This window comes from Pseudobutyrivibrio sp. 49 (assembly GCF_900100545.1).
GTDB lineage: Bacteria > Bacillota > Clostridia > Lachnospirales > Lachnospiraceae > Pseudobutyrivibrio.
The window spans coordinates 31004-53168 of sequence record NZ_FNDP01000020.1 but is presented as its reverse complement, the minus strand read 5'-3'; the positions used below and the strand labels follow the sequence as shown (position 1 = coordinate 53168).

Below are 22165 nucleotides of genomic sequence, written 5' to 3'. Positions count from 1 at the left end.
CATCAGATTCAGACTTCGTATGTGTATTTGGAAGCATTGGAAGACTCCGCAGAATAGAGCTAAGAATTTGATGAAGCTGGACGTACCAAGATGGGCAGCGTATAACATCTCCTATTGTGGAGACAGATATGCAAGACTCGCTCACAATGGATGGGTACAAAAGGCTATAAGTACAAAGAGACTAACCTCATTTGGATTAGTCTCAATGTTAGATTACTACACCGAAAGGTGTGTTACTTGTTAAGTTGATTGAACCGCCGTGTACCGAACGGTACGCACGGTGGTGTGAGAGGTCGGAATTTCTCACTTATGAGAAATTCCTCCTACTCGATTATTTTGGAAATAGTATTGTCGAAATATGTCACATTTAGACATTTAATAGTGTGATTATTCCATGCTAATAAGGGGACAGATTAGCTAAGATGGGTATATGTTCGAAGGAACGGACAATGAAGAAAAAAGGGAAATATGGGAGGTAAGATTTTATGAAGGCTAAAAAATTAGCTGCAATGGTTCTGAGTGCATTTATGGCTATGTCCATGATGGCTTGTGGTGGTGCTGCTGATACAGGCACTACAGGAGATACTGCAGGTGGGGAAGCGTCAGAAGCTCCAGAGGCTATGAAGGGTAGCGTAGAAGGCGAACTTACAGTATCTATCTGGGATGAGAACCAGAGACCAGGACTTCAGAAAATTATCGATGAATGGTCAGCACAGTCTGGGGTAAAGGCTACTATTCAGGTAGTTGGCTGGGATGACTATTGGACACTTCTTGAGGCAGGCGCTTCAGGCGGAGAGCTTCCAGATGTATTCTGGATGCATTCAAATCAGGCACAGAAGTACATGGAAAACGATATGCTTATGGATTTGACAGATAAGATTGCTTCAAGCGACAAGATTGACATGAGCAATTACTATGAGGGTATCGTAAATCTTTATCAGTCAAATGGTAAGCAGTATGCTATTCCAAAGGATATCGATACAATCGCTCTTTGGTATAACAAGACAATCTTTGATGAGATGGGTGTAGATTATCCAGATGACACATGGACATGGGATGATTTTGCAGAAGCTGCAAAGAAGCTCACAAATGATGATCACTGGGGATATGCAATTGCTCCATCAAACAATCAGGATTCATTCTACAACGCAGTATATTCTATGGGCGGAGAAATCATCAGTGAAGACAAGAAGTCTTCTGGTTATGATAAGCCAGAGACACAGAAGGCTATTCAGCTTTTCGTAGATATGGTTCAGGATGGTTCTTGCCCAGATCTTAATACAATTTCTGAGTCAGGTGCAGATGTACTCTTTGAGTCAGGTAAGGTTGCAATGGTTACACAGGGCTCTTGGATGGTAGCTGCCTTCAAGGACAACGAGTATACAGCAGAGAACTGTGATGTAGCTGTTCTTCCAAAGGATGCAAAGACAGGTAAGAGAGTTTCTATTTACAATGGTCTTGGCTGGGCTGCTTCAGCTAACACAAAGAATCCAGATGCTGCTTGGTCACTTATCGAGTGGTTCGGTTCTAAGGAGATGCAGGAAAAGCAGGCTGAGCTTGGCGTAACAATGTCAGCTTACGAAGGATGCTCAGATCTTTGGGTAAACTGCACAGATAAGTTTGATCTTAATGGTCATATGAAGATGCTTGATGCTGACCTTGTATTTAGACCATATTCTAAGTACACAACAACATGGGAAGATATGCAGACAGAGAAGCTCAAGGAAGCTTGGACTGGCGATAAGGATGTTAAGACAGTTTGCCAGGAAATCTGCGATAGCATGAATCAGACTCTTAGTGAGGAGTAATTCTTTTTCTTCTTTTTCATAGGTATAATAAATATTGGGGATGAGGGCGCAGTGCTTTTGGGCTGTGCCCTTTAACCGTTTTTAGTTAGGAGATTAGTGTTATGAATAAAAAGGGAAAAACAACTCATAGAGAACGAAGCGAGTTCATTTGGGGCTGGCTGTTTATTTTGCCAACAATGGTTGGTTTGATTGTTCTCAATATCATTCCAATCTTTCAAACGATTTATCAGAGCTTTTTTAAGACAGGTGATTTTGGAAGAGGAAATATTTTTGTAGGCATTGCTAATTATCAAAAGGTTTTTGCAGATAAAGAGGTTTGGCAGGCACTTTTTAACACCTTAAAATACGCAGTTGTGGAGGTGCCACTTTCAATTATTATTGCGTTGGTTTTAGCAGTATTTTTAAATGGGAAAATAAAAGGTAAAAGTACCTTTAGAACTATATTCTTCCTTCCAATGGTTGCAGCACCAGCTGCTATAGCTATGGTTTGGAAATGGCTTTATAATTCAGAATTTGGTTTGTTAAATCATATTTTTCCAGGTAAAACAAACTGGATTTCAAATCCGAAAATCGCAATTTATTCGATTGCTGTAATCGGTATATGGTCGATTATTGGATACAATATGGTTTTGTTTTTGGCAGGTCTTCAGGAGGTGCCAAAGGATTATTATGAGGCAGCTGCAATTGATGGAGCTACCGGTGTGCAGCAGTTTTTTAGCATCACAATACCTTTGGTTTCACCAACTATTTTCTTTGTAATGGTTACACGAATCATTGCTGCTATGCAGGTATTTGATGTTATCTACATGGTTATTGATAACAACAACCCAGCTCTTTTTAAGACCCAGTCACTGGTTTGCTTATTCTATAAGTATTCATTCCAGCAGAGCAATAAGGGCTATGGAGCTACAGTTGTAGTTGTACTTTTGGTTGTAATTATGATTTTCACAGTCCTTCAGATGATAGGACAGAAGAAGTGGGTACACTATACGTAATAAGGAGGGAACCTTCTTCCATAGAAGGGATAGGAAAGCTATGAACAAAAATAAAACCATAATATATATAGTACTAGTGATTATGTCCTTCGTTATGCTGGTTCCTTTTGCATGGATGATTCTTACAGCATTCAAGACAGTTGGTGAGTCTACACAGATGGATCCATTTGTTATTTTCCCATCTCATTTTAGACTTAGCAACTTTAACGAAGTTCTTCATAATGTAAATTTTGGAAGATTGTATTTTAATACGGTTTTGATGATTGTACTTCGCGTTCTTTGCGCAGTGCTTACATCAACAATTGCAGGCTATGCATTTGCCAGACTAAATTTCAGGGGAAAGAATTTGATGTTTGGTCTTGTGCTTTTTCAGATGATGATACCTTCGCAGATTTTCATCATTCCACAGTATGTAATGGTTAGTAAGCTTGGCTGGACTAATTCCATGATGGGCTTGCTGTTCCCAGGTCTTGTATCCGCTTTTGGAACATTTCTTTTGAGACAGGCATACATGGGCCTACCAAGAGAGCTTGAGGAGGCTGCCAGATTAGATGGCTGTAATATTGGACAGACATTCCTATTTATCATGGCTCCGCTTACTAAGTCTTCCATGGTAGCGCTGGGAATATTTACCGCAGTATTTGCCTACAAGGATTTGATGTGGCCAATGATTGTATGTCCAGATACAAATCAGACTACACTTGCCAGCGCACTTTCAAAGATGCAGGGGCAGTTCTCTTCTAATTATCCAGAGCTGATGGCAGCAGCACTTATTGCATGTCTTCCAATGATTGTTATTTATGTAATATTCCAGAGACAGTTTATTGAGGGTATCGCAACATCAGGAGGAAAATTATAATTCGTATATACGATAATAGCAGGAACTAGATTCAATCTGGTTCCTGCTTTTTTATTTATCTATGAGTTCGAGATTTAAATCACATTTTGACATGCTTAGATGCTGTTTTTGACATAAACAGAAGGGGTGAAAATACATATAATCAAAATAGACTCAATTCTGTGGCATAAACCACAGAATATAATATTTTAGAGGAGGATATGTATGAAGAACAAGTTAGTGAAGCAGACCTTCGCAGTTGCATTAGCAACCCAGATGCTGCTTACGGGGGTACCTGTCGAAGCTGCAAATGTGAAAGAAGATGCAGTTTCTCAGACCACTTCTGTGGAGGAGGAAGTAGCAGAAGAAAACACAGATGTTTCCGAGAACACAGAAGAGAGCAAGGAAGAAAGAAAAGAAGATAGTGAAGAACTATTAGAAGAGGTGATTGAGAAAGAATCAAAGGGAGATAAGGCTGCTGAAGATGAAAAATCTGATGATGAAGATTCTGATGAAGAAGATGTAGAGGACGAGGATGAGGAAGAGAAAGACAAGAAAGAAAAGAAATTAAAGAAAGAAGAGGAGGAAGAAGAGAAAGAAATACCTACTCCAGTTTACAGCTATGATTTCGAGGATGAGGATTCTGTAAAAGACCTTTTAAGAGATAATGCGAAGGTTAAGAAGGATTCTTTAAAGGGAAATAAAGTTCTTAATCTTCCAGGTAATGGTTCTATGGATCTTCCAGAGGACTTATTTGAAAAGATAGGCGAGGCAGATAATAAGGCATTTACAATTTCGATGTGGGTAAATCCAAGTCAGGATGCACAGAATTATTCAAAGTTCTTTGATGCATCAAATGGTCCTATTGGAGCTTCAGAAAGAGGAGCAAGCTGGTGGACAGATCCTGATTTTGCATTTGCAGCAGGCGGTGGAGCTTACGACATGACACTCTATGTTGGCGATGCTAACAAGAGCACAAATGTAAGAACAAAGCTTACCTTTAACAAACCATTACAGAGAGACAAATGGCAGCATCTTACAGTTACATTTAAGGAGGATGAATACAAGGTATATATAAATGGTGAGGACGCAGGCTACACAGATCAGTGTGACGGAACTCAGAAGGTAACAGAAGTTTTACCTGAGTTGGTAAAGAAGGATTACCTGAAGAGTCTTAAATATGCTTCTCTTGGAAAATCTTATTATACATCAGATAATGATTTTAAAGGTTCTTTGGACGATGTAGCTTTCTATGATGACGCATTGACAGCTGACCAGGTCAAGGAGCTTTATGACAGCTTCCCAGAGATTCAGAAGCCTGATTATTCAGGAATTCTTAATGTAGATATGGGAAATAAAACTGGAGCAGTAAAGCACGGTGCTACAGGTTATCTCTACGGTGTAGGTGAGGATAATGTACCTAGCGCAATTCTTCAGACTGCTATCAAGCCATATATGTGCGAGCAGAAGCCAGCTGAGGGATTACAGCATCCAAATGGCGATATCAACGTAATGGCTAAGACATTCCTAGAGGCAGGTGGAGATTCAATCCAGATTGCCTGTCCAGATATCTATGCTAACTGGCCATATGAGTACGAAGGAATGGATGAGTACTGCGAGAAACTTAAAACAATGGTAAGACAGACCAAAGAAGCTGGACTTACAGATGCTGCAGTATATGTTCTGTTCAATGAGCCAGAGGGTAACTGGTTTAATGAAATCTGGGGCGGCGATATGAGCAAGTTTAATGCAGCTTGGCTTCAGGCATATACAGCAGTTAAATCAGTAGATAAGAATGCAAAAACAGCAGGTCCAAACTTCTGCTGCTATCAGGCAAGACAGCTTGAGCAGTTCATGATTTTCTGTGCTGAAAATGATTGTATTCCAACACAGATTTCATGGCATGTTTTAAATAACGACCTTTATAATAATTTCCCAAACAATGTAGCAGACTACAGAAGACTTGAGGAAAAGTATTGGTTGGAGCCAGGGCTTATTACAGAGAAGAGAGAAATCGTTATTAACGAGTATGCAGATTTCACACACCTTGGAGTACCTGGAAGTCTTTCAAGATGGATTGGTTTATTCGAGGATGAGAAGGTTACAGCATGTCTGGCATACTGGCACATCTCAAACAACCTTGCTGACCTTGCAGCATCTAATAACGAGCCAAACGGTGCATGGTGGTTATATAAGTGGTATGCAGAGATGTCAGGTGAGACAGTTAGCATCGATGTAGATGGCCTGCCAAAGACTCAGTTCTACGGAGTGGCTTCTGTTGATGATACAAAGAAGTCTTCAAACATCATTTTTGGTGGTTCAGAGAGGGCAGTAATTAATCTTTCAAATATTGATAAGAATGTTTTTGGCGACAAGATTGAGGTTAAGTTCGAGCGCACAGACTGGACAGGTATCAATGGTGCAGCAGAAGCTCCTTCATTTATGAAGAAGGAAGTGTTTGATGTAGATGAAGATGGAAACTGCACAATCAAGATGTCAGACCTTGTTGCAGCTGCAGCTTACAATCTTACAATCACACCAGCAGATTCTTCTGCTGAGGTAGGTGTTGTAGAGGTAGGTCCTTGGAAGAAGACTTTTGAAGGTGAGGAAGCTCAGCTTTCAGGTGGCGCAAGACAGGCAGGTAAGAATCCAAATTTTGCTTGCTCAGGTTCAGGTCAGGCACAGGGATTAGATAGCGAAGATGCTAGAGCAACATTCAAGGTAGATGCTCCAGAGGATGGCTTCTACAGATTCGATATGGTATATGGAGCAGGCACAGGAAACAACACTCAGAGACCTGAGCTAAACGATCCAAAGAATGCTGTTCAGAAGCTTTATGTTGATGATGCTTTAAGTGCAGAGATGTATCTTGAGAACACATTGACATTCTACATGTCAGGTTTACATACAGAATATGTTTACCTTACAAAGGGTAGCCACACACTTTCTGTAACAGGTACTGACAGCGAAGGAAAGGCATCTATCGACTGTGTTTATCTAACATTTGTTGGTGATGAAAGCGCGGTTGATTCAGATAAGACAACAAAGACATATGAGGCAGAGCTTAGCGATTACAATATTCTTGGCTCACAGACATCTACAAGCGTTTACACAGCATCTAATGTAGCAGGATTTAGCGGCGCAGGCTATGCTGTTGGCTTAGATAAGTCAGTTAAAGATGGTGGTGGAATCAGATTTGTAGTATTTGCTAAGAAAAATGGTACTCACCAGCTTTCTATCAGATATAATTCAGCATCTGATGAAAAGATTAATGTATTCGTCAACAATACAAACAAGACATTAACAAATCATGTAAGAACAGTTAAGGCAGCCGCTACTGCAGATGCATGGAGCGATGCAGTGGCAGAAGTATTCCTTGAGAAGGGAATTAATATCATTGATTTAGATGCAAGCTCAGCAGCTCTTGCAGTTGATAAGCTCACAGTTGCAAAGGTAGATGACAAGAACATTGACACTGTTGAAGCTGAGGATGGAAAGCTTATTGGAAATGTTGAAATCGGCACAAATGATGTAGCTTCTAATGGTAAATATGTACAGGAAATTCTTGCATCTGAGGATGCTGAGAACGCCCTTGAAATCACATATGATGCACCAGTGACAGGTGTATATGAGATGGTTGTTTATCAGTCAAACAAGGAACTCTTTGGTAGCCATTCTTACAATGCGCAGATGGTTGACCGATTTGTTACATTAAATGTAAATGGAGGTAAGGATCAGACAGTATACTTCAGAAACACATATAGTGTAGATTCCTTTAGAACACAGTGCGTAAAGGTAGTATTAAAGAAGGGTAAGAATACTCTTAGATTCTATAACAATGATTACCGCGCTCATAAGAATGGTGTGGGTGGAGTAAACACATGCGTAAACTATACTCCAAACCTTGATAGATTTGATTTTGCCTTGGTAGTAGCTGATGAGTCAGCAGCAGAGCCAACACCAGCTCCAACACCAGTACCAACACCTGCACCTACAGCAGCTCCAGCAAATCCATCGGCTGGTACAAGCTCTGGTTCAACTGGTTCAGCATCTAGCTCTGGATCTTCAAGCTCATCAAGAAGTTCTTCAAGTGCAAGCTCAAGTAGAACTACAGCACCAGCACAGACACAGACTATCGCTGATGCAGGTGTACCAGCTGCAGGTCCAGCTACAACACAGACAGCTGCAGCCGCTAATACTACAAAGACAACAAAGAAGAACACAAACAATACTGTAGCTACAGAAAACAAGACTGAGGAAGCAGAAGAAGAGGCAGAGGAAATTATTGAGGAGGAGCAGGTTCCACTTGCAGGAGATACTGCAGAAGCAGCAGAAACAGAAACAGAAACAGCCACAGAAGACACTACATCCGATGAGAATTTATCAGATCTAGAGGCATCCGCAGCTGTTGAATCTTCAAATATGGGGGGAATAATTGCAATCATTGTTGCTCTTGGAGCGGTTCTTATAGGTGCAGTAGCAATATTCCTTAAGAAGGGAAAGAAGCCTTTCTAAATAAAATGTCTTAATCAAGATAAGTGTCCCTAATGACACAAATCTGATTATAGCATTCAATAAATGCATCAACTACGCGAGGAGAGAATTGCTCTCCTCGCTGTTTTATTATTTCATCATAGGCTTCCTGGCTGGTCCAGGCACGCTTATAAGAGCGCTCGCTTGTGAGCGCATCAAAAACATCTGCTACAGCCACAATCTGAGCGTATATTGATATTCCATTTCCACTAATTCCAAGAGGATATCCCTGGCCGTTCCAGTACTCGTGATGCTGTACTGCAATTACACGAGCCATTTTCATTAAATCGCCCTCAGAATTAGAAAGAATATCCCATCCATACTGAGTGTGCTGTTTTACAATGTCATACTCTGCTGGGGTCAACTTTGCTGGCTTTTCAATAATTTCCTTGCTTATCATTAGCTTGCCCAGGTCATGCATCATGGCAGCAATCTTTATATCTTCGCATTCTTCTTTGCTAAGTCCAAGTTTATATGCTAAAAGTCTGCTATATTCAGCTACACGGCGAACATGCTGACCTGTCTCTCCAGACTTGGCTTCTGACATCTCAGCAAGAGTAGTGATGATGTCTTCCTGAGACTTCTGAAGTCGTTCAAAGTATTCTATTTTTCCATCATGTTCCTTTGATTCAGAAATGGAGATGCTGATATAACCTGATACGAAGCTACAGGTTATTAATGCCATCGAGTCTAGCCAAAAGAGATTTTGGATGTTAATAACATTAGTTCCTAGCTCCGGAAATAGAAGATAAGCAGCGTACAGCAAGTCTAGTATGTAGAACAAACCGGTCAAATATATAAATATACTGCGCCATTTCAGAGAAGTCGCCTTAAATAAATATGCCATATTTTTTCTCATAATAGCAAAGAGAGCAAACTGGAAGAAAATATATAGCAAAATGTAGTTAGTAATGTTTGTGGCTACTACAAGGCATAGTCTTTCCAGGCATACATATTCCATGTAAATGCTGGCACCAACGTAGTTTTTAAGACCTGTAAAATGTGTAAAGAGATTTCCGCCAATAAAAATAAATAATGCATCAAAAAAGATACTTACGGCGATGAAAAAGAAGTCATAAGGGTCGGTAAGTATGCCGTTGTCTATGATTAGATTATAGAAATGAACGCCTATAATCTCAGCGATAATAGACATAAAAGCACTTGATACAAAGAATCCGACTAAAAATCTCTCTATAAGATAACGATGTTCTTTAAGAAAAACGGCAACTAATATTAAATTATAAATCGAGAACCAAGCTGCAAAAATAAGCTTTGGCCAGTTTAAAATGAAATAATCTAGAATTGCCATCGATAAAACCTCTGTTAAATCTAAAAAATCACACATTACTGCATTATGAAAAAAGCATAGCATTAAAATATGTAAAAACTATGTAACTTAAGAATATCTGGGAAAATTCGTTGTAATAGTTAAAACTTTATTAATTATTTGCAAAAATTATGTGAAAAACAACAATTTGATGGGGCTCTTGAAATATAATAAGCGTGTAATGTTGTGTGTATTATTACTCTTGGGAATTATAGGGCTGGATTAATACATTGGAGGGTGAATTCATGAGGTCTAAAAATGCAATTGACAAGAGAACTATTGCAGGTGCATTGAGATACTTTTCAGGTTTCTCAATTCAGATGTTCTTAACTTGTGCGCTTGTAATGGGAATTTTCCTAGCTGTTATTTTTGTAAACTTTTACAGCTTCTACAATGTTCAGTTCGTAACAGAAAAGTACCAGATGGAAATTCGTAAGGATGTACAGACTATCAACAAGCGTCTGCTTTTTGCTGTTGCTTCCAATAATGCTGATGTAACAGCAGCCCAGAAGGAAGATCTTGAAAAGAGATTTCCTAAGATTGAGGGATATTTCGCTACTATTTCCAAGAATTTAAATAATGAAGAGCTTGGTTCTCGTCTGACGACTAACTGGAAAGCATTTGAGGAGGCTTCCTTTGAGATGCTTGCCATGGTAGAGGCAGGCCAGAATCAGGAGGCAGTAGAGTATTTCAATTCTACATTGAATGAGGCTGCTGAAACACTGGCGGATTCGCTGGATGAGACAGGTGAGCTGGCTGAGGCTGCGGCAGCAAGTAAATACCATATTATCAGCGTGGTTATTATTGTAGCGATAGTAATGCTCTTTGTTGCTCTTGTAATCATAGCAACCAGAAGCAAAAAGACAACAAGGGATTTGACCAAGCAGATTAATGACGATTTGGAAATCCTTGACCATGCAGCTAGCGAGCTGGCAAATGGTAATGTTCATGTTGATATTGATTTTGAGGCAGATAACGAAATAGGCCGCGTTATTAAGCAGCTTAAGAGTGCTATTGATTCCCTTGCGTATTGTATAGATGAAATTGAATCTAAGATGTCGACCATGGCATCAGGTAATTTCAATATCTCATTTGAAAGGGATTTTAGAGGAGATTTCAGAGCAATTCAGGATTCTATTGATACATTCTCGAGAAAGATTTCTGATTCCATGACAGAGATTATGGAAGTATCAGAGATGGTTTCTGATGGTGCAAATCAGATAGCTGGTGCTGGCGAGAATCTTGCCGATACAGTTACATCACAGGCTAATATTGTAAATGACTTGTCTGTAACAGTTAAGGATATTACAAATCAGATTTCAAATAATTCAACAGATGCTACATCTATTTCAAAAGAGGTGGAGGTTGTTGCAGAGGATATTGTTGAAGGCAACAAGCGAATGCAGGATGTGGTTAAGGCTATGGATGCAATTTCAGAGTCTTCTCAGGAGATTTCAAAGATTATCGATACAATCAATGCAATTGCTGATCAGACAAACCTTCTTTCACTTAATGCTTCTATTGAGGCAGCTCGTGCTGGTGAAGCTGGTAAGGGCTTCGCAGTTGTTGCTACAGAGGTTTCACAGCTTGCAGGACAGACTGTAGAGGCAGCACAGAATACAGCAGGTCTTATCGGGGCATCTCTTAAGAGTGTAGAAGAGGGTATCAATATTGCTAATGACACAGCTGAAAAGCTTAATGGAATGGTTGCCCAGGTACAGGGAATTGCTGAGAAGGTTAAGAGTATCGCAGAGGCATCAAATACCCAGGCAGTATCTGTAAAGGAAATGTCTAACAACATCGGTGAAATCTCTTCTGTAGGTCAGAACAATGCAGCAACATCAGAAGAGTCATTGGCTCTCAGTCATGAGATGAACGAGCATGCAAATTCGCTGAAGCAGCTTGTTGAGAAGTTTGAGCTTAAGAGATAAAAAGGGTTAATAAAAAAGTTTATATGGGGGAACAGAAAGACTTGGTTCACATGGGGAACCAGGTCTTTTTTTGGAGGAATTAGAGATGAAAGGAAAGAAAATGAGTAGGATTATGGCACTTGGAGTAGCATTCTTACTCATTGTGGCAGGTATAAGTGCAAATGTTATCGCAGATGAGCTGCAAGGGTCATCTGGTAAGATTGTGTCATTTGAGCCATTGCCTGAGGATGTTCAATATCAGGAGGTATCAGTGGGGGCCAGCCCTGCTGATATAGTATTTCCTTCATCTATAACAGCAGTTGTTGAAAAACAGCAGCAGATTGAAACAAGACAGCTTAGGGAAGAGACTGAGGAAGTGACAGAGGAAATTCCAGAGGAAATCCCAGAGGAAGAGCCTGAAGAGGTGTCTGATGAACAGCAAGAGGAACAGACTGAGGATGATTCCGCTAATGAGGAGGAGCAGTTAGAAGAAACATCATCTGCGGCCCCAGTAGAGGAGGAGCCAGATTTAATTGGAAGGCTGTTTCCAGCATTAATAGCTTATGCAGCGGACCTTGAGGATTATGAAATAGTAACACAGACTATTACTACTACTGAAAATGTAGTTTTAGATAGTGTTCCATGGAAGATAGATGCCGAGAGAAGTACCTTTGGCAGCTTTGATTTTAGTGTGGAATCTACTTATTATATTTTGCCTGATATTTCATGGTTTTATGAGGTGACTTGTGACCTGCCTTGTATTGTAGTGCAGGTGGTTGAATCAGAGGATGAGGAGGATTTAGACGAGGGATTACAGCTTAAATCTCTCATGTTGACCAGTACTCCAGAAGGCACATTGGCAGTGGAAATTGGTGGAACTGGTACAGAAGGTAATACACTTACTGCTACAGTAACCAATCAGGGAGCGAACACAACATTAACCTATCAGTGGTATAGAAGTGGTTCGGAAATAGAGGGGGCAACATCAGCAGCATATCAGCTTACAGCAGATGATGTTGGAACAACTATTTCTGTCAGGATAGAGGAAATTGATGGTCAAAGCGCTGTTCAGAATTTTGGTACAGACACAATGACAGCACCAATTGTTGGTATGGATAGAGCTGTAACAATAGGAGATGTTACAAATGGAACAATAGCAGTCGATAAAGATTCACCAAAGACAAAGGACACCGTTACTATAACAGCAACCCCTGATGAGAATTATTACCTTAGCACACTGACTGTAACCTATGGAGATAGTCAGAGTATAACACCTGTTAAGAATGGTAGTGGTTACAGGTTTACTATGCCTGCAGCTAATGTTACAATCTCGGGTACATTCTATTCGTTTACAGCTGCAGAGGCAAAGACTGCAGTAACAATTAACTATGCAGCAGAATCAGCATCTGTTGAAACAGGCTATAAGCTATCGATATCAGCCGATGGAACAGGTGCGGCCACAAGCATATCAAATCTTAAGAACATTATAGATGCTGGAGCAGACAATAGAAAAATCTATGTTCAGAAATGTGAAGCTTCTGATTTGGAATCAAGTAGCTGGCTGCCAGTGTCATTGTCAGCAAGACCAGCACCACCAACAGACATATCCTATACAAATGCTTCGTCAACTACAGCAGAAGATGGAAGTATTCAAAATTTGACTACAGCCATGGAGTATAGGCGCTCTGATGAAAGCGGATACACAGCTGCCTCAGGAGATACGGCTTCAGTTAAGGCTGGTATATATTATGTAAGATATAAAGCTGTGACAACAGCGGGTAGTGAAGCCTTTGCAAGTAGCGATACCGATGTAGAGGTGGCATATAAGACTACTCCTGTTATTACACCAACAGAAATTACCAAACAGCATGGAGAGAGTGTGGCACTGACAGATTTTACTGCCAAGGTGGAAGATACAGAGGTTGAAGGAACTTTTTCATGGGTGACAGCGCCAGATAATCCACTTACAGTTGGTACATGTACAGCTGTAGTAGGTTTTACTCCAAGTGATATATCATCATACAATAATGCAGCAAACACCACGATTAATATTACGGTGACAAAGAACACAAGTGATTTCACAAGCACTGAGGCAGAATCGGCGGTGACTATAAATTATTTAACAGAAAAAGCATCAGTAACCTCCTCAGATTATTTGCTTTCCGCGGCTTCTGATGGAAGCAGTTCAGCTGGTGAGTTGTCACTTACTACAATAATCGATGGTGCAGCAGCTAACAGGAAGATTTATGTCCAAAAGAAGGCTACAACAACCATGGAAGCCAGCGGATGGCTTCCAGTAGATATTGCAGAAAGACCGGATGCGCCTACAGGCTTGTCAGCAACTAAGGCATCATCTGATACAGAAGTAGATGGAGTAATTAAAAATCTGACAACAGCTATGGAATATAAGCTTACCAGCGACACAGATTACACAGCTGCTGAAGCTACAACAGCTACTGTTAAGGCTGGAACATATTTGGTAAGAATTAAGGCAACTGCTTCTAATTTCAAAGGAAATACAGCAACAGTGACTGTAGGTGTAAAGGATAATCCTGTCATTACAGAGCCTGCACTTTCACTGACCTACGGACAGCTGATAGGAGATTGTACTGCAAATGTGGGCGGTAGCTTCTCATGGTCGCCAGAAAGACCAACAACAGCACAGCCAGTTGGAACTTATACCTATACGGTAACATTTACCCCTACAACCACAGCGGATTACAACAGTGCCACCACATCCTTTACAGTGACAATATCAAAGGCAACACCTAATGTTACTAGCTGGCCAACAGCAAGTTCTCTTACAGTAGGAAAAATGCTTAGTGCAAGCACACTTACAGGGGGAAACGCAGATGTGGAGGGCACATTTGCATGGAAGAATCCCGATGTGCACTATGATTCGACTGGAGATAAAGCTCAGCCTGTAATCTTTACACCTAGTGATGCCACAAACTACAACACTGTTGAAGGAAATGTAACAGTCACATACAGTAGTAAACCTATAATCACAGCCAGCACAACACCTGCAGCTGTAGATAATCTCGTCTACAATAGACAAGAACACTCACTGATTACTGCAGGAGTGGCAGCATCAACAGATGGAACTGTAAAATATTCAACCAGCGAAAATGGAACCTATACAATAGATATTCCTACTGGAAAAGATGCTGGTAGTTATGATGTTTGGTGGAAGATAGATGTGGCAAATGATAGTGATTATCTTCCAAAAGCAGCAGAGAAAATAACAGTGAGCATAGCAAAACGTTCATTGACAGTAATAGCTAAGGATCAGACTATTATCCAGGGGTCTGAGATTGTAAAGACCGTGGCTCAAGTAACAGTTAGTGATTTATTGACAGGTCATAGTATTAAATCTGTTGAACTTACAACATCGGGTGATGAAATTATACCTTCTGGTGCCATGATAGTTGATGAGGGAAATAATGATGTAACTGCAAACTATAATATCGTATATACGAACGGAACTCTTACTATCAATGAGCCGGAGCCAACACCAACGCCTACGCCAACACCGACACCTACGCCAACACCTTCAAGTGGAAGTTCAGGTGGATCAAATTCAGGAAGTAGTAGTTCAAGTAGCAGCTCATCAAGCAGCAGTTCTTCAAGTAGCAGTTCCTCATCAAGGCCAGCAGCTACGCCTACACCGACACCAGTTCCAACAGTGACTGCACAGCCTGAAAATTCAGGAACAATAAAAGCTCCTATTCCAGAAGTAAAAGCTATTAGAAAGCTTGTAGATACAGCAAAGGAGAAGCTGACCGGAGATTCTGATTCTGAGAAAAAAGAGGATAACGAGGAAGCTGAAGAAGAATCAGAGGAAGAGGAAAAATCTTCTGATGAAGGCTTAGTTAAGGTCACAGTGGAAGATGTGGATGATTCTGGTGTAAGTGCAGGAATTGTTAATCAGCGTGATATTATTAACGCAGTATTGACAAGAGAACAGCGAGAAAAGGTTGAAGCTGGAAGTTCTGTGGAAGTAAAAATGGAAACCAGAATGATTTCGGAGGATGAAATCTCCGAAGAGGACAAGACTGTAGCAGAGGAACGTATGGAGATGCTGAAAAAGCGTGTTCCTAATGCAAAGCTGGCAGGCTTCATAGATATAAGCATGTATCTGAAGATAGATGATGAGGCTTGGGATGCAGTAACAGAAACAAATCATAATATCCAGATTGTGATTGAAATTCCGAATGAGTACAAGGGAGTGGCAAAGAACTACTATATCCTTAGAATTCATAATGGAACGGGATCAATTCTTGAGGATTTGGATGATGATGCTGAAACAGTTACCATAGCAACCAGCCAGTTCTCAACCTACGCACTTATATATGACGAGGCGAAGCAAAATGCTGTAGCAAAGTTGGCTAAGCGAGGTAGAGCATGGCTACCTAACAGCAGATTCGATTGGTTCTGCTTCCTTGGAGCAGCAGCAATACTGGTAGTTTTGGTACGTATGCGCATACGCAGTCTAAAAACAAGTAAATTAAAAACAAACAAATAAAGAAGCACCTGTAGCTAACAAGCTATTAGATTTCCTTAGCGAGACATGCAGTCGAGCGGGGAAATACTAATGCTTGTTAGTGTAACAGGTGCTTAGTTAAATTTTAGAATGTAACAGTCTTAGGTGCTTCTGTAAAAGATGAGAATGTTGCAGTTGCATTCTTGAAGTAGAGTACCTCTGTGTTGTCATCTTCTGCAGAATACATATTTTGAAGTGAAGGGTATGCGTCAAGCATGCTCTTTTTTGCTTCGATTCTGTCGTCGCGAACAAGCTCACCAGCTACGCGAACCCATTTGCCCTGAGCAAAGCCGCAAAGCTCAACCTTAGGATTCTTCTGAATCTGCTTTGAAACATCCTTTGATTTTCCTGTCTGGATATAAAGCTTATCTTCGAAGATATGAATTGTTCCGAAAGGACGAACTCTTGGCTGATCGCCATCTACTGTAGCTAAATAATATGTTCCACATGTCTTAAGAAATTCTAATACTTCCTGCATATTTATCCTCCTCTGTAATAGATTGATTGTATGCAATCTATTATAAAACTCATTTGAGAATAATACAACACCCGAGTAAATACTTAAAAATTTTTAACTAATACCTTGACATAGTAAAAAAGATGGGTATTATATAGCTTAGTTAGTTAAAATATTTTAACTAAAAACTTTTAAACAATGAGAATTATTATCAACAAAAAGGAGAACGATTATGGTTGAAGTAGCAATGTTTGATGTAGTAAAGGAAGTAATTATCGACACACTTAGCTGTGCAGCAGAGAAGGTAACAATGGAAGCTAATCTTTTTGAGGATCTTGGCGCTGATTCCCTTGATGCTGTTGAGCTTTCCCTTGCAGTAGAGGAGAAGACAGGTATCACTATCGATGAGGATGCTATGGCAGAGATTAAGACAGTTGCTGATATCGTAAATTATCTTGAGGCACATAAATAATCATGGATACAAAAGAAATTAAAGAGCTGCTTAAGGCTTTTGATGAAAGCGGCAGCTCATACTTTCAAATTAAACAGGATGGCATTGAAATCAAATTCAAGAAACCATCTGAGAAACAGACAGTTATGGTGTCTTCTGAGGTAACACCAAATAACAATATTGTGGAGATGCCACTTAGGGATGTAGCTGTAACAGAAAAAAAGCAGGAGCAGGAGGAGCCAGAGGGCGACCTTGTTCTTGCACCTCTAGTAGGGGTGTTTTATTCAGCACCATCACCAGAGGACAAGCCTTATGTTCAGGTGGGAGATAAGGTTAAATCTGGTCAGGTTCTTTGCCTTATTGAGGCCATGAAGATGATGAGTGAAATCACTGCACCTAGAGATGGTGTGATTAAAAGCATCTACGCTAAGAATCAAGACGTTGTTGGTTTTGAGGATCAGCTGTTTCTCATAGGAGATTAGTCGTTATGTTTAATAGAATTTTGGTAGCTAATCGCGGGGAAATTGCAATCAGAATAATTAGAGCCTGCATGGAGATGAACATCGAAAGCGTGGCTGTTTATTCCACAGCAGATAAAGAATCTCTTCACGTAAAGCTTGCTACAAAAAGTATTTGTATAGGTGGTGGCAGAGCTGCGGACAGCTATCTAAATATGGATGCCATCATCACAGCCGCACAGGTAACTGGTTGTGATGCATTACATCCTGGCTTCGGATTCCTTTCAGAGAATTCTGAGTTTGTCCGTAAATGCGAAGAAGCTGGAATCACATTTATAGGACCAACAGCTGATGCTATGGATGCTCTTGGCAACAAATCTACTGCCCGAAAAATGATGATGAAGGCAGGAGTGCCAGTGGTGCCAGGTAGTGAAGGTCCTGTGGAGGATTATAAAAAGCTTGAAAAGATTGCAAAGAAGATTGGCTATCCAGTGTTAATTAAGGCTAGTGCCGGCGGTGGTGGCAGAGGAATGCGTCGTGTGTATCACCCAGAGGATTTGCAAAAGCTATATGAGGAGGCAAAGGCAGAAACCAGAGCTTGCTTTAATGACGATGAAATGTACGTTGAAAAGCTGGTTTTGAACCCTCGTCACATTGAGTTTCAGATTCTTGCAGATGAGTTTGGAAATGTCATTCATCTTGGAGAGCGTGATTGCTCCATCCAGAGAAAGAATCAGAAGCTTATAGAGGAAAGCCCATGTATGTTTATTGATGACGACCTTCGAAAATCAATGGGCAAGGCTGCTGTTACAGCAGCAAAGGCTGCGGGCTACACCAATGCAGGTACAGTTGAATTTGTGCTTGATGAAAAGAATCATTACTACTTCATTGAGATGAATACACGAATTCAGGTAGAGCATGGAGTAACAGAAGCTGTTACAGGAATTGATTTAATCAAATGGCAAATCAGAATAGCCTTTGGAGAGCCACTTAATTTAAAGCAAAAGGATGTGAGACTTAAGGGGCATGCCATTGAATGCAGAATTAATGCAGAAGACCCTGCAAAGGGATTTATGGCAAACACAGGAAAAATCACATTCTTAAATATACCAGGAGGTCCTGGAGTAAGAGTGGATACGCTTCTTTACAATGGTTATGAGACCAGTCCCTTCTATGATTCTATGATGGCAAAGATTATCGTACATGCTCAAACAAGACTGGAGGCAATCAGGCGTATGCGCCGTGCACTTTTAGAGCTTGTTACAGAAGGCATCATAACAAATGGTGATTTTGATTATCTGCTTTTACATCATCCTGATTTCGTAAAGGGAAATTATAATGTGGGCTTCATTGAGGAACACATGGATGAGATTTTGGCATGGGATAAGGCGGTAGACGAATGAATGTAGTCGATGAAAGAAAAGAAAAATTTAATCGCTATAAGGAACTTCGCGAGAACCCTGAAGAGGTGTTGGCTCCTGTTATTAAGCCAGTAGCAGAATACACCATTTACGACCGCATAAAAGATATTGCAGATACAGGCACCTTCAAGGCATTCAATTATGATTTTCCAGAAACAAATCCACTCGAGTTTGATGGATATGTGGAAAAGAAGGAAGAACTTCGAGAAGAGTGTGGATGCCATGACGGAATAATCGCTGGCAAATGTAAGATTGGTGGATATCCCGTGGTGCTTGCTGTTATGAATAAGAAATTCATGATGGCTTCCATGGGCATAGAGCTTGGAGAAACAGTTTGTCGCGCTGCTGAGTATGCTATGTCACACAAGCTTCCGCTTATTATTTTCACAGCCAGCGGCGGCGCCAGAATGCAGGAGGGAATCCTTTCTCTGATGCAGATGGCAAAGACCAGTGCTGTTATTGAGAAGTTCAAGAATAATGGTGGCTTGTACATCACAGTTCTCACTCATCCTACCACAGGTGGTGTTAGTGCAAGCTTCGCAACACTTGGTGATATCACCCTTGCGGAGCCTGGAGCGCTCATAGGCTTTGCGGGACCACGAGTAATAGAGCAGACCATAGGTCAGACTCTTCCAGAGGGCTTCCAGCGAGCTGAGTTTCTAGAGGAACACGGCTTCGTGGATCAGGTAGTAAGACGTGACGATATAAAGGCAACATTAACCAAGATTTTGATGCTTCACCAGGAGGTTCCAGTATGAAAGCTATAGACAGAGTTTTGGCAGCCCGAGAAAAGGACCGTCCAAAGATTACTGATTATATTGATAACGTATTTACGGATTTCTTTGAACAAAAGGGAGATCTGCTTGGAAAAGAGGATGCCAGCATTTATGGTGGTATAGCACTTTTTCAGGGACGTCCAGTTACAGTAATCGGCCATCGAAAGGGTAATGATGTAAATGAAAATATAACCTGCAATTTCGGTATGCCAGGTCCAGAAGGATATAGAAAAGCCCTTCGTCTAATGAAGCAGGCAGAGAAGTTTGGCCGTCCAATTATCACCTTTGTGGATACACCAGGAGCTTATCCAGGGCTGGAGGCAGAGGCTTACGGAATATCCCAGGCAATTTCAGGAAACCTTGCAGCCATGAGTTCTCTTAAGGTGCCTGTCATCACCATAGTTACAGGTGAGGGTAGCAGTGGCGGCGCGCTGGGACTTGCAGTAGCTAACAAAGTCTACATGCTTGAAAACGCAGTTTATTCAGTGCTTTCACCAGAGGGCTTTGCATCAATTCTTTGGCATGACAGTAATCGACGTGACGAGGCGGCAGATGCTATGAAGCTTACTGCCCAGGACTTACTGGATTTTGGTGTTATTGATGGAATTATTCCTGAGAGAGGTTTGTATATCAGAGTTTCAAATGTGATTGCCAGCGCTTTAAAAGAGCTTGATGGAAGGTCAGGCGAAGAACTGGCGCAGGAGAGATTTGAAAAATTTAGAAGCTTTGACGAGGCGTTCTTACAGGCGGACTCGTCAGCTAGAATGGAAAATGTGTAAATGACTGGAATAAAGATTATAGCTACAGGAGCACATGCTCCAGAAAAGATAGTTACAAACGACGATTTGGCAAAGATAGTTGAGACCAGTGATGAGTGGATAAGTCAGCGTACAGGAATGTCGAAAAGACATTATGTTGAGGGTGATGAGAATCATACATGGCTTGCAGAAAAAGCCGCCAGACAGGCAATTGAGCGTGCCGGTATTCCCAAAGAAAAAATAGGAGCGGTGCTTGTTTGTACTGTTTCAGCAGATTATTTTTCACCTTCCTGCGCATGCATTATTCAGGGAAGGCTTGGTCTTTCAAATGACATAATTGCCATGGACATAGGAGCAGGATGCTCCGGCTTTATTTTTGGACTTGAAACAATCAGAGCACTGATGATGGCACGGGATGCCCAATATGGACTTATTATAGGAGCCGAGGTTCTCTCTAAGAAGATGGACATGACAGATAGAAGTACCTGTGTGTTATTCGGTGACGGTGCAGCAGCTGCAGTTGTGGAGCTTGCTGATAACAGCTATACATCAGTGATTGGAGTTAGTGGTGATGAGGAGATGATTAACATCAAATCCCCAGATGGATATATTCACATGGATGGTCAGGGTACTTATAAATTTGCTGTTGCCACTGTGCCAAAGGTTATTGAGCAGGTGGTAGAAAAGGCAGGTCTTACCTATGACGACATTGACCATTTTGTATTACATCAGGCAAATCTTCGAATTATAGAATCCATTGCTAAAAAGGTAAAACAGCCGATGGAAAAATTCGTTGTAAATATAGAAAAATACGGCAACACATCAGCAGCCAGCGTGGGCTTGGCCTTAAATGAAGCAATAGCTGATGGTCGAATTCGTAAAGGCGATAAGGTTCTTATGTGTGCCTTTGGTGCAGGAAAGACCTGGGGTGCCGTGGTTATGGAGATGTAGATTATGAAACTAAATGATTTAACAGGAACTAAATATCCAATTATTCAGGGAGGCATGGCAAACATCGCCACAGGAGAATTTGCAGCAGCTGTAAGCAATGCTGGCGCCCTTGGCTTGGTGGCATCAGGTGGTATGAATGCAGAAGCTTTGCGAGAGCAAATCAGAATTTGCAAGTCATTAACCAACAAGCCTTTTGGTGTAAACCTTATGCTGATGAATCCTGATGTAGATAACATTGCAAAAATGCTTATCGAGGAAAAGGTGCAGTTCATAACAACTGGAGCTGGAAATCCAGGTAAGTATATGGAAGGCTGGAAGGCGATGGGGGCTAAGGTGTTCCCAGTTGTTGCTTCAGTAGCACTTGCAAAAATGATGGTGAGAGCAGGAGCTGATGCCATTATCGCAGAAGGAGGCGAGTCTGGTGGACACGTAGGCGATATGACTACCATGACACTTCTTCCTCAGGTGGTTGCTGCAGTGGATGTGCCTGTAATTGCAGCAGGTGGAATTGCAAATGGAAAGCAGATGGCAGCAGCCCTTCTTTTAGGAGCTTGTGGTGTGCAGATTGGTACATGTCTTCTCGTTTCAGAAGAGTGCCCAATCCATGATAATTACAAGAATGCACTTATCAAAGCTAAGGATAACTCCACAACTGTAACAGGTCGCAGTCAGGGCGCACCAGTTCGTATCATCAAAAATGAGATGGCAAGAGAGTACCTCAAGCTTGAGGCAGAAGGTGCAGGCCGAGAAGATTTGGAAAGAATGACACTTGGAAGTCTCCGCAAAGCTGTAGTGGAAGGCGACACAGTACATGGCTCACTAATGGCTGGCCAGACCTGTGGACAGCTCACAGCCATCCGTCCAGCGGTGGAAATACTAGATGAAATCTATGTGGGGGCTAAAAAAACGCTACATAGTGCAGCAAATATAGCTATTTAG

General features: G+C 41.1%; 15 protein-coding genes and 1 pseudogene. 14 read left to right on the top strand and 2 right to left on the bottom strand.

From position 1 onward, the window contains the following. From BLP54_RS15975 to BLP54_RS13320, 5 genes and pseudogenes are all read left to right on the top strand, one after another. Nucleotides 1–244, top strand: a pseudogene (locus BLP54_RS15975) (group II intron reverse transcriptase/maturase); the annotation flags it as partial. Nucleotides 245–485: 241 nt separating this feature from the next. After that, entirely contained in the window at nt 486–1808 is a 1323-nt protein-coding gene (locus BLP54_RS13335) for an ABC transporter substrate-binding protein (protein ID WP_090170477.1), read from the top strand. Nucleotides 1809–1909: 101 nt separating this feature from the next. Beyond that, nucleotides 1910–2803 carry a carbohydrate ABC transporter permease gene (locus tag BLP54_RS13330; RefSeq protein ID WP_090170476.1) on the top strand — a complete coding sequence of 298 codons (894 nt, stop codon included), beginning with the start codon at nt 1910–1912 and terminating at the stop codon, nt 2801–2803. 40 nt (nt 2804–2843) lie between these two features. Continuing rightward, nucleotides 2844–3662, top strand: a complete 819-nt coding sequence (locus BLP54_RS13325; RefSeq protein ID WP_090170474.1) for a carbohydrate ABC transporter permease — start codon at nt 2844–2846, stop codon at nt 3660–3662. A 204-nt stretch (nt 3663–3866) separates the two neighbouring features. Continuing rightward, nucleotides 3867–8156 carry a LamG-like jellyroll fold domain-containing protein gene (locus BLP54_RS13320; protein ID WP_090170472.1) on the top strand — a complete coding sequence of 1430 codons (4290 nt, stop codon included), beginning with the start codon at nt 3867–3869 and terminating at the stop codon, nt 8154–8156. 10 nt (nt 8157–8166) lie between these two features. On the opposite strand, the gene BLP54_RS13315 is transcribed toward BLP54_RS13320, so the two are convergent. After that, nucleotides 8167–9483 (bottom strand): HD-GYP domain-containing protein, encoded by a 1317-nt coding sequence (locus tag BLP54_RS13315; protein ID WP_176754568.1) that lies wholly within the window; start codon nt 9481–9483, stop codon nt 8167–8169. A gap of 263 nt (nt 9484–9746) precedes the next feature. Between BLP54_RS13315 and BLP54_RS13310 the strand changes: the two genes are divergently transcribed. Together BLP54_RS13310 and BLP54_RS13305 are read left to right on the top strand one after the other, a co-directional pair. Further along, nucleotides 9747–11432, top strand: coding sequence for a methyl-accepting chemotaxis protein (locus BLP54_RS13310; protein ID WP_090170468.1), 1686 nt, complete (start codon nt 9747–9749; stop codon nt 11430–11432). An 85-nt stretch (nt 11433–11517) separates the two neighbouring features. Then, nucleotides 11518–15936: an InlB B-repeat-containing protein gene (locus tag BLP54_RS13305; protein ID WP_090170466.1), complete on the top strand. Its 4419-nt coding sequence runs from the start codon at nt 11518–11520 to the stop codon at nt 15934–15936. A 103-nt stretch (nt 15937–16039) separates the two neighbouring features. On the opposite strand, the gene BLP54_RS13300 is transcribed toward BLP54_RS13305, so the two are convergent. Then, entirely contained in the window at nt 16040–16432 is a 393-nt protein-coding gene (locus tag BLP54_RS13300; RefSeq protein ID WP_090170464.1) for a pyridoxamine 5'-phosphate oxidase family protein, read from the bottom strand. A 211-nt stretch (nt 16433–16643) separates the two neighbouring features. On the opposite strand from BLP54_RS13300, the gene BLP54_RS13295 reads away from it, so the two are divergent. From BLP54_RS13295 to BLP54_RS13265, 7 genes are read left to right on the top strand one after another with little or no spacing between them, the layout of a single operon-like run. Continuing rightward, nucleotides 16644–16883: an acyl carrier protein gene (locus tag BLP54_RS13295; protein WP_083572449.1), complete on the top strand. Its 240-nt coding sequence runs from the start codon at nt 16644–16646 to the stop codon at nt 16881–16883. A gap of 2 nt (nt 16884–16885) precedes the next feature. Continuing rightward, nucleotides 16886–17344 carry an acetyl-CoA carboxylase biotin carboxyl carrier protein gene (gene accB / locus BLP54_RS13290; protein ID WP_090170462.1) on the top strand — a complete coding sequence of 153 codons (459 nt, stop codon included), beginning with the start codon at nt 16886–16888 and terminating at the stop codon, nt 17342–17344. 5 nt (nt 17345–17349) lie between these two features. After that, on the top strand, nt 17350–18723 hold the full coding sequence (accC, locus tag BLP54_RS13285) for an acetyl-CoA carboxylase biotin carboxylase subunit (protein WP_090170461.1): 1374 nt from the start codon (nt 17350–17352) through the stop codon (nt 18721–18723). Then, a complete protein-coding gene (locus BLP54_RS13280; protein WP_176754567.1) occupies nt 18720–19499 on the top strand; it encodes an acetyl-CoA carboxylase carboxyltransferase subunit beta in 780 nt (259 codons plus the stop codon). Before accC ends, BLP54_RS13280 begins: the two co-directional genes overlap by 4 nt. Continuing rightward, nucleotides 19496–20296 (top strand): carboxyltransferase subunit alpha, encoded by an 801-nt coding sequence (gene accA, locus BLP54_RS13275; protein WP_090170458.1) that lies wholly within the window; start codon nt 19496–19498, stop codon nt 20294–20296. Before BLP54_RS13280 ends, accA begins: the two co-directional genes overlap by 4 nt. Beyond that, complete coding sequence (locus BLP54_RS13270) at nt 20297–21226, top strand: beta-ketoacyl-ACP synthase III (protein ID WP_090170456.1); 930 nt, start codon at nt 20297–20299, stop codon at nt 21224–21226. It abuts the gene before it with no gap. A gap of 3 nt (nt 21227–21229) precedes the next feature. Continuing rightward, entirely contained in the window at nt 21230–22165 is a 936-nt protein-coding gene (locus tag BLP54_RS13265; RefSeq protein ID WP_090170454.1) for a nitronate monooxygenase, read from the top strand.

Excerpts from the sequence above, each read along its gene's own strand:
- BLP54_RS13335 (WP_090170477.1), top strand. The coding sequence starts at position 486 with ATGAAGGCTAAAAAATTAGCTGCAATGGTTCTGAGTGCATTTATGGCT.
- BLP54_RS13330 (WP_090170476.1), top strand. The coding sequence starts at position 1,910 with ATGAATAAAAAGGGAAAAACAACTCATAGAGAACGAAGCGAGTTCATT.
- BLP54_RS13325 (WP_090170474.1), top strand. The coding sequence starts at position 2,844 with ATGAACAAAAATAAAACCATAATATATATAGTACTAGTGATTATGTCC.
- BLP54_RS13320 (WP_090170472.1), top strand. The coding sequence starts at position 3,867 with ATGAAGAACAAGTTAGTGAAGCAGACCTTCGCAGTTGCATTAGCAACC.
- BLP54_RS13315 (WP_176754568.1), bottom strand. The coding sequence starts at position 9,483 with ATGGCAATTCTAGATTATTTCATTTTAAACTGGCCAAAGCTTATTTTT.
- BLP54_RS13310 (WP_090170468.1), top strand. The coding sequence starts at position 9,747 with ATGAGGTCTAAAAATGCAATTGACAAGAGAACTATTGCAGGTGCATTG.
- BLP54_RS13305 (WP_090170466.1), top strand. The coding sequence starts at position 11,518 with ATGAAAGGAAAGAAAATGAGTAGGATTATGGCACTTGGAGTAGCATTC.
- BLP54_RS13300 (WP_090170464.1), bottom strand. The coding sequence starts at position 16,432 with ATGCAGGAAGTATTAGAATTTCTTAAGACATGTGGAACATATTATTTA.
- BLP54_RS13295 (WP_083572449.1), top strand. The coding sequence starts at position 16,644 with ATGGTTGAAGTAGCAATGTTTGATGTAGTAAAGGAAGTAATTATCGAC.
- accB (WP_090170462.1), top strand. The coding sequence starts at position 16,886 with ATGGATACAAAAGAAATTAAAGAGCTGCTTAAGGCTTTTGATGAAAGC.
- accC (WP_090170461.1), top strand. The coding sequence starts at position 17,350 with ATGTTTAATAGAATTTTGGTAGCTAATCGCGGGGAAATTGCAATCAGA.
- BLP54_RS13280 (WP_176754567.1), top strand. The coding sequence starts at position 18,720 with ATGAATGTAGTCGATGAAAGAAAAGAAAAATTTAATCGCTATAAGGAA.
- accA (WP_090170458.1), top strand. The coding sequence starts at position 19,496 with ATGAAAGCTATAGACAGAGTTTTGGCAGCCCGAGAAAAGGACCGTCCA.
- BLP54_RS13270 (WP_090170456.1), top strand. The coding sequence starts at position 20,297 with ATGACTGGAATAAAGATTATAGCTACAGGAGCACATGCTCCAGAAAAG.
- BLP54_RS13265 (WP_090170454.1), top strand. The coding sequence starts at position 21,230 with ATGAAACTAAATGATTTAACAGGAACTAAATATCCAATTATTCAGGGA.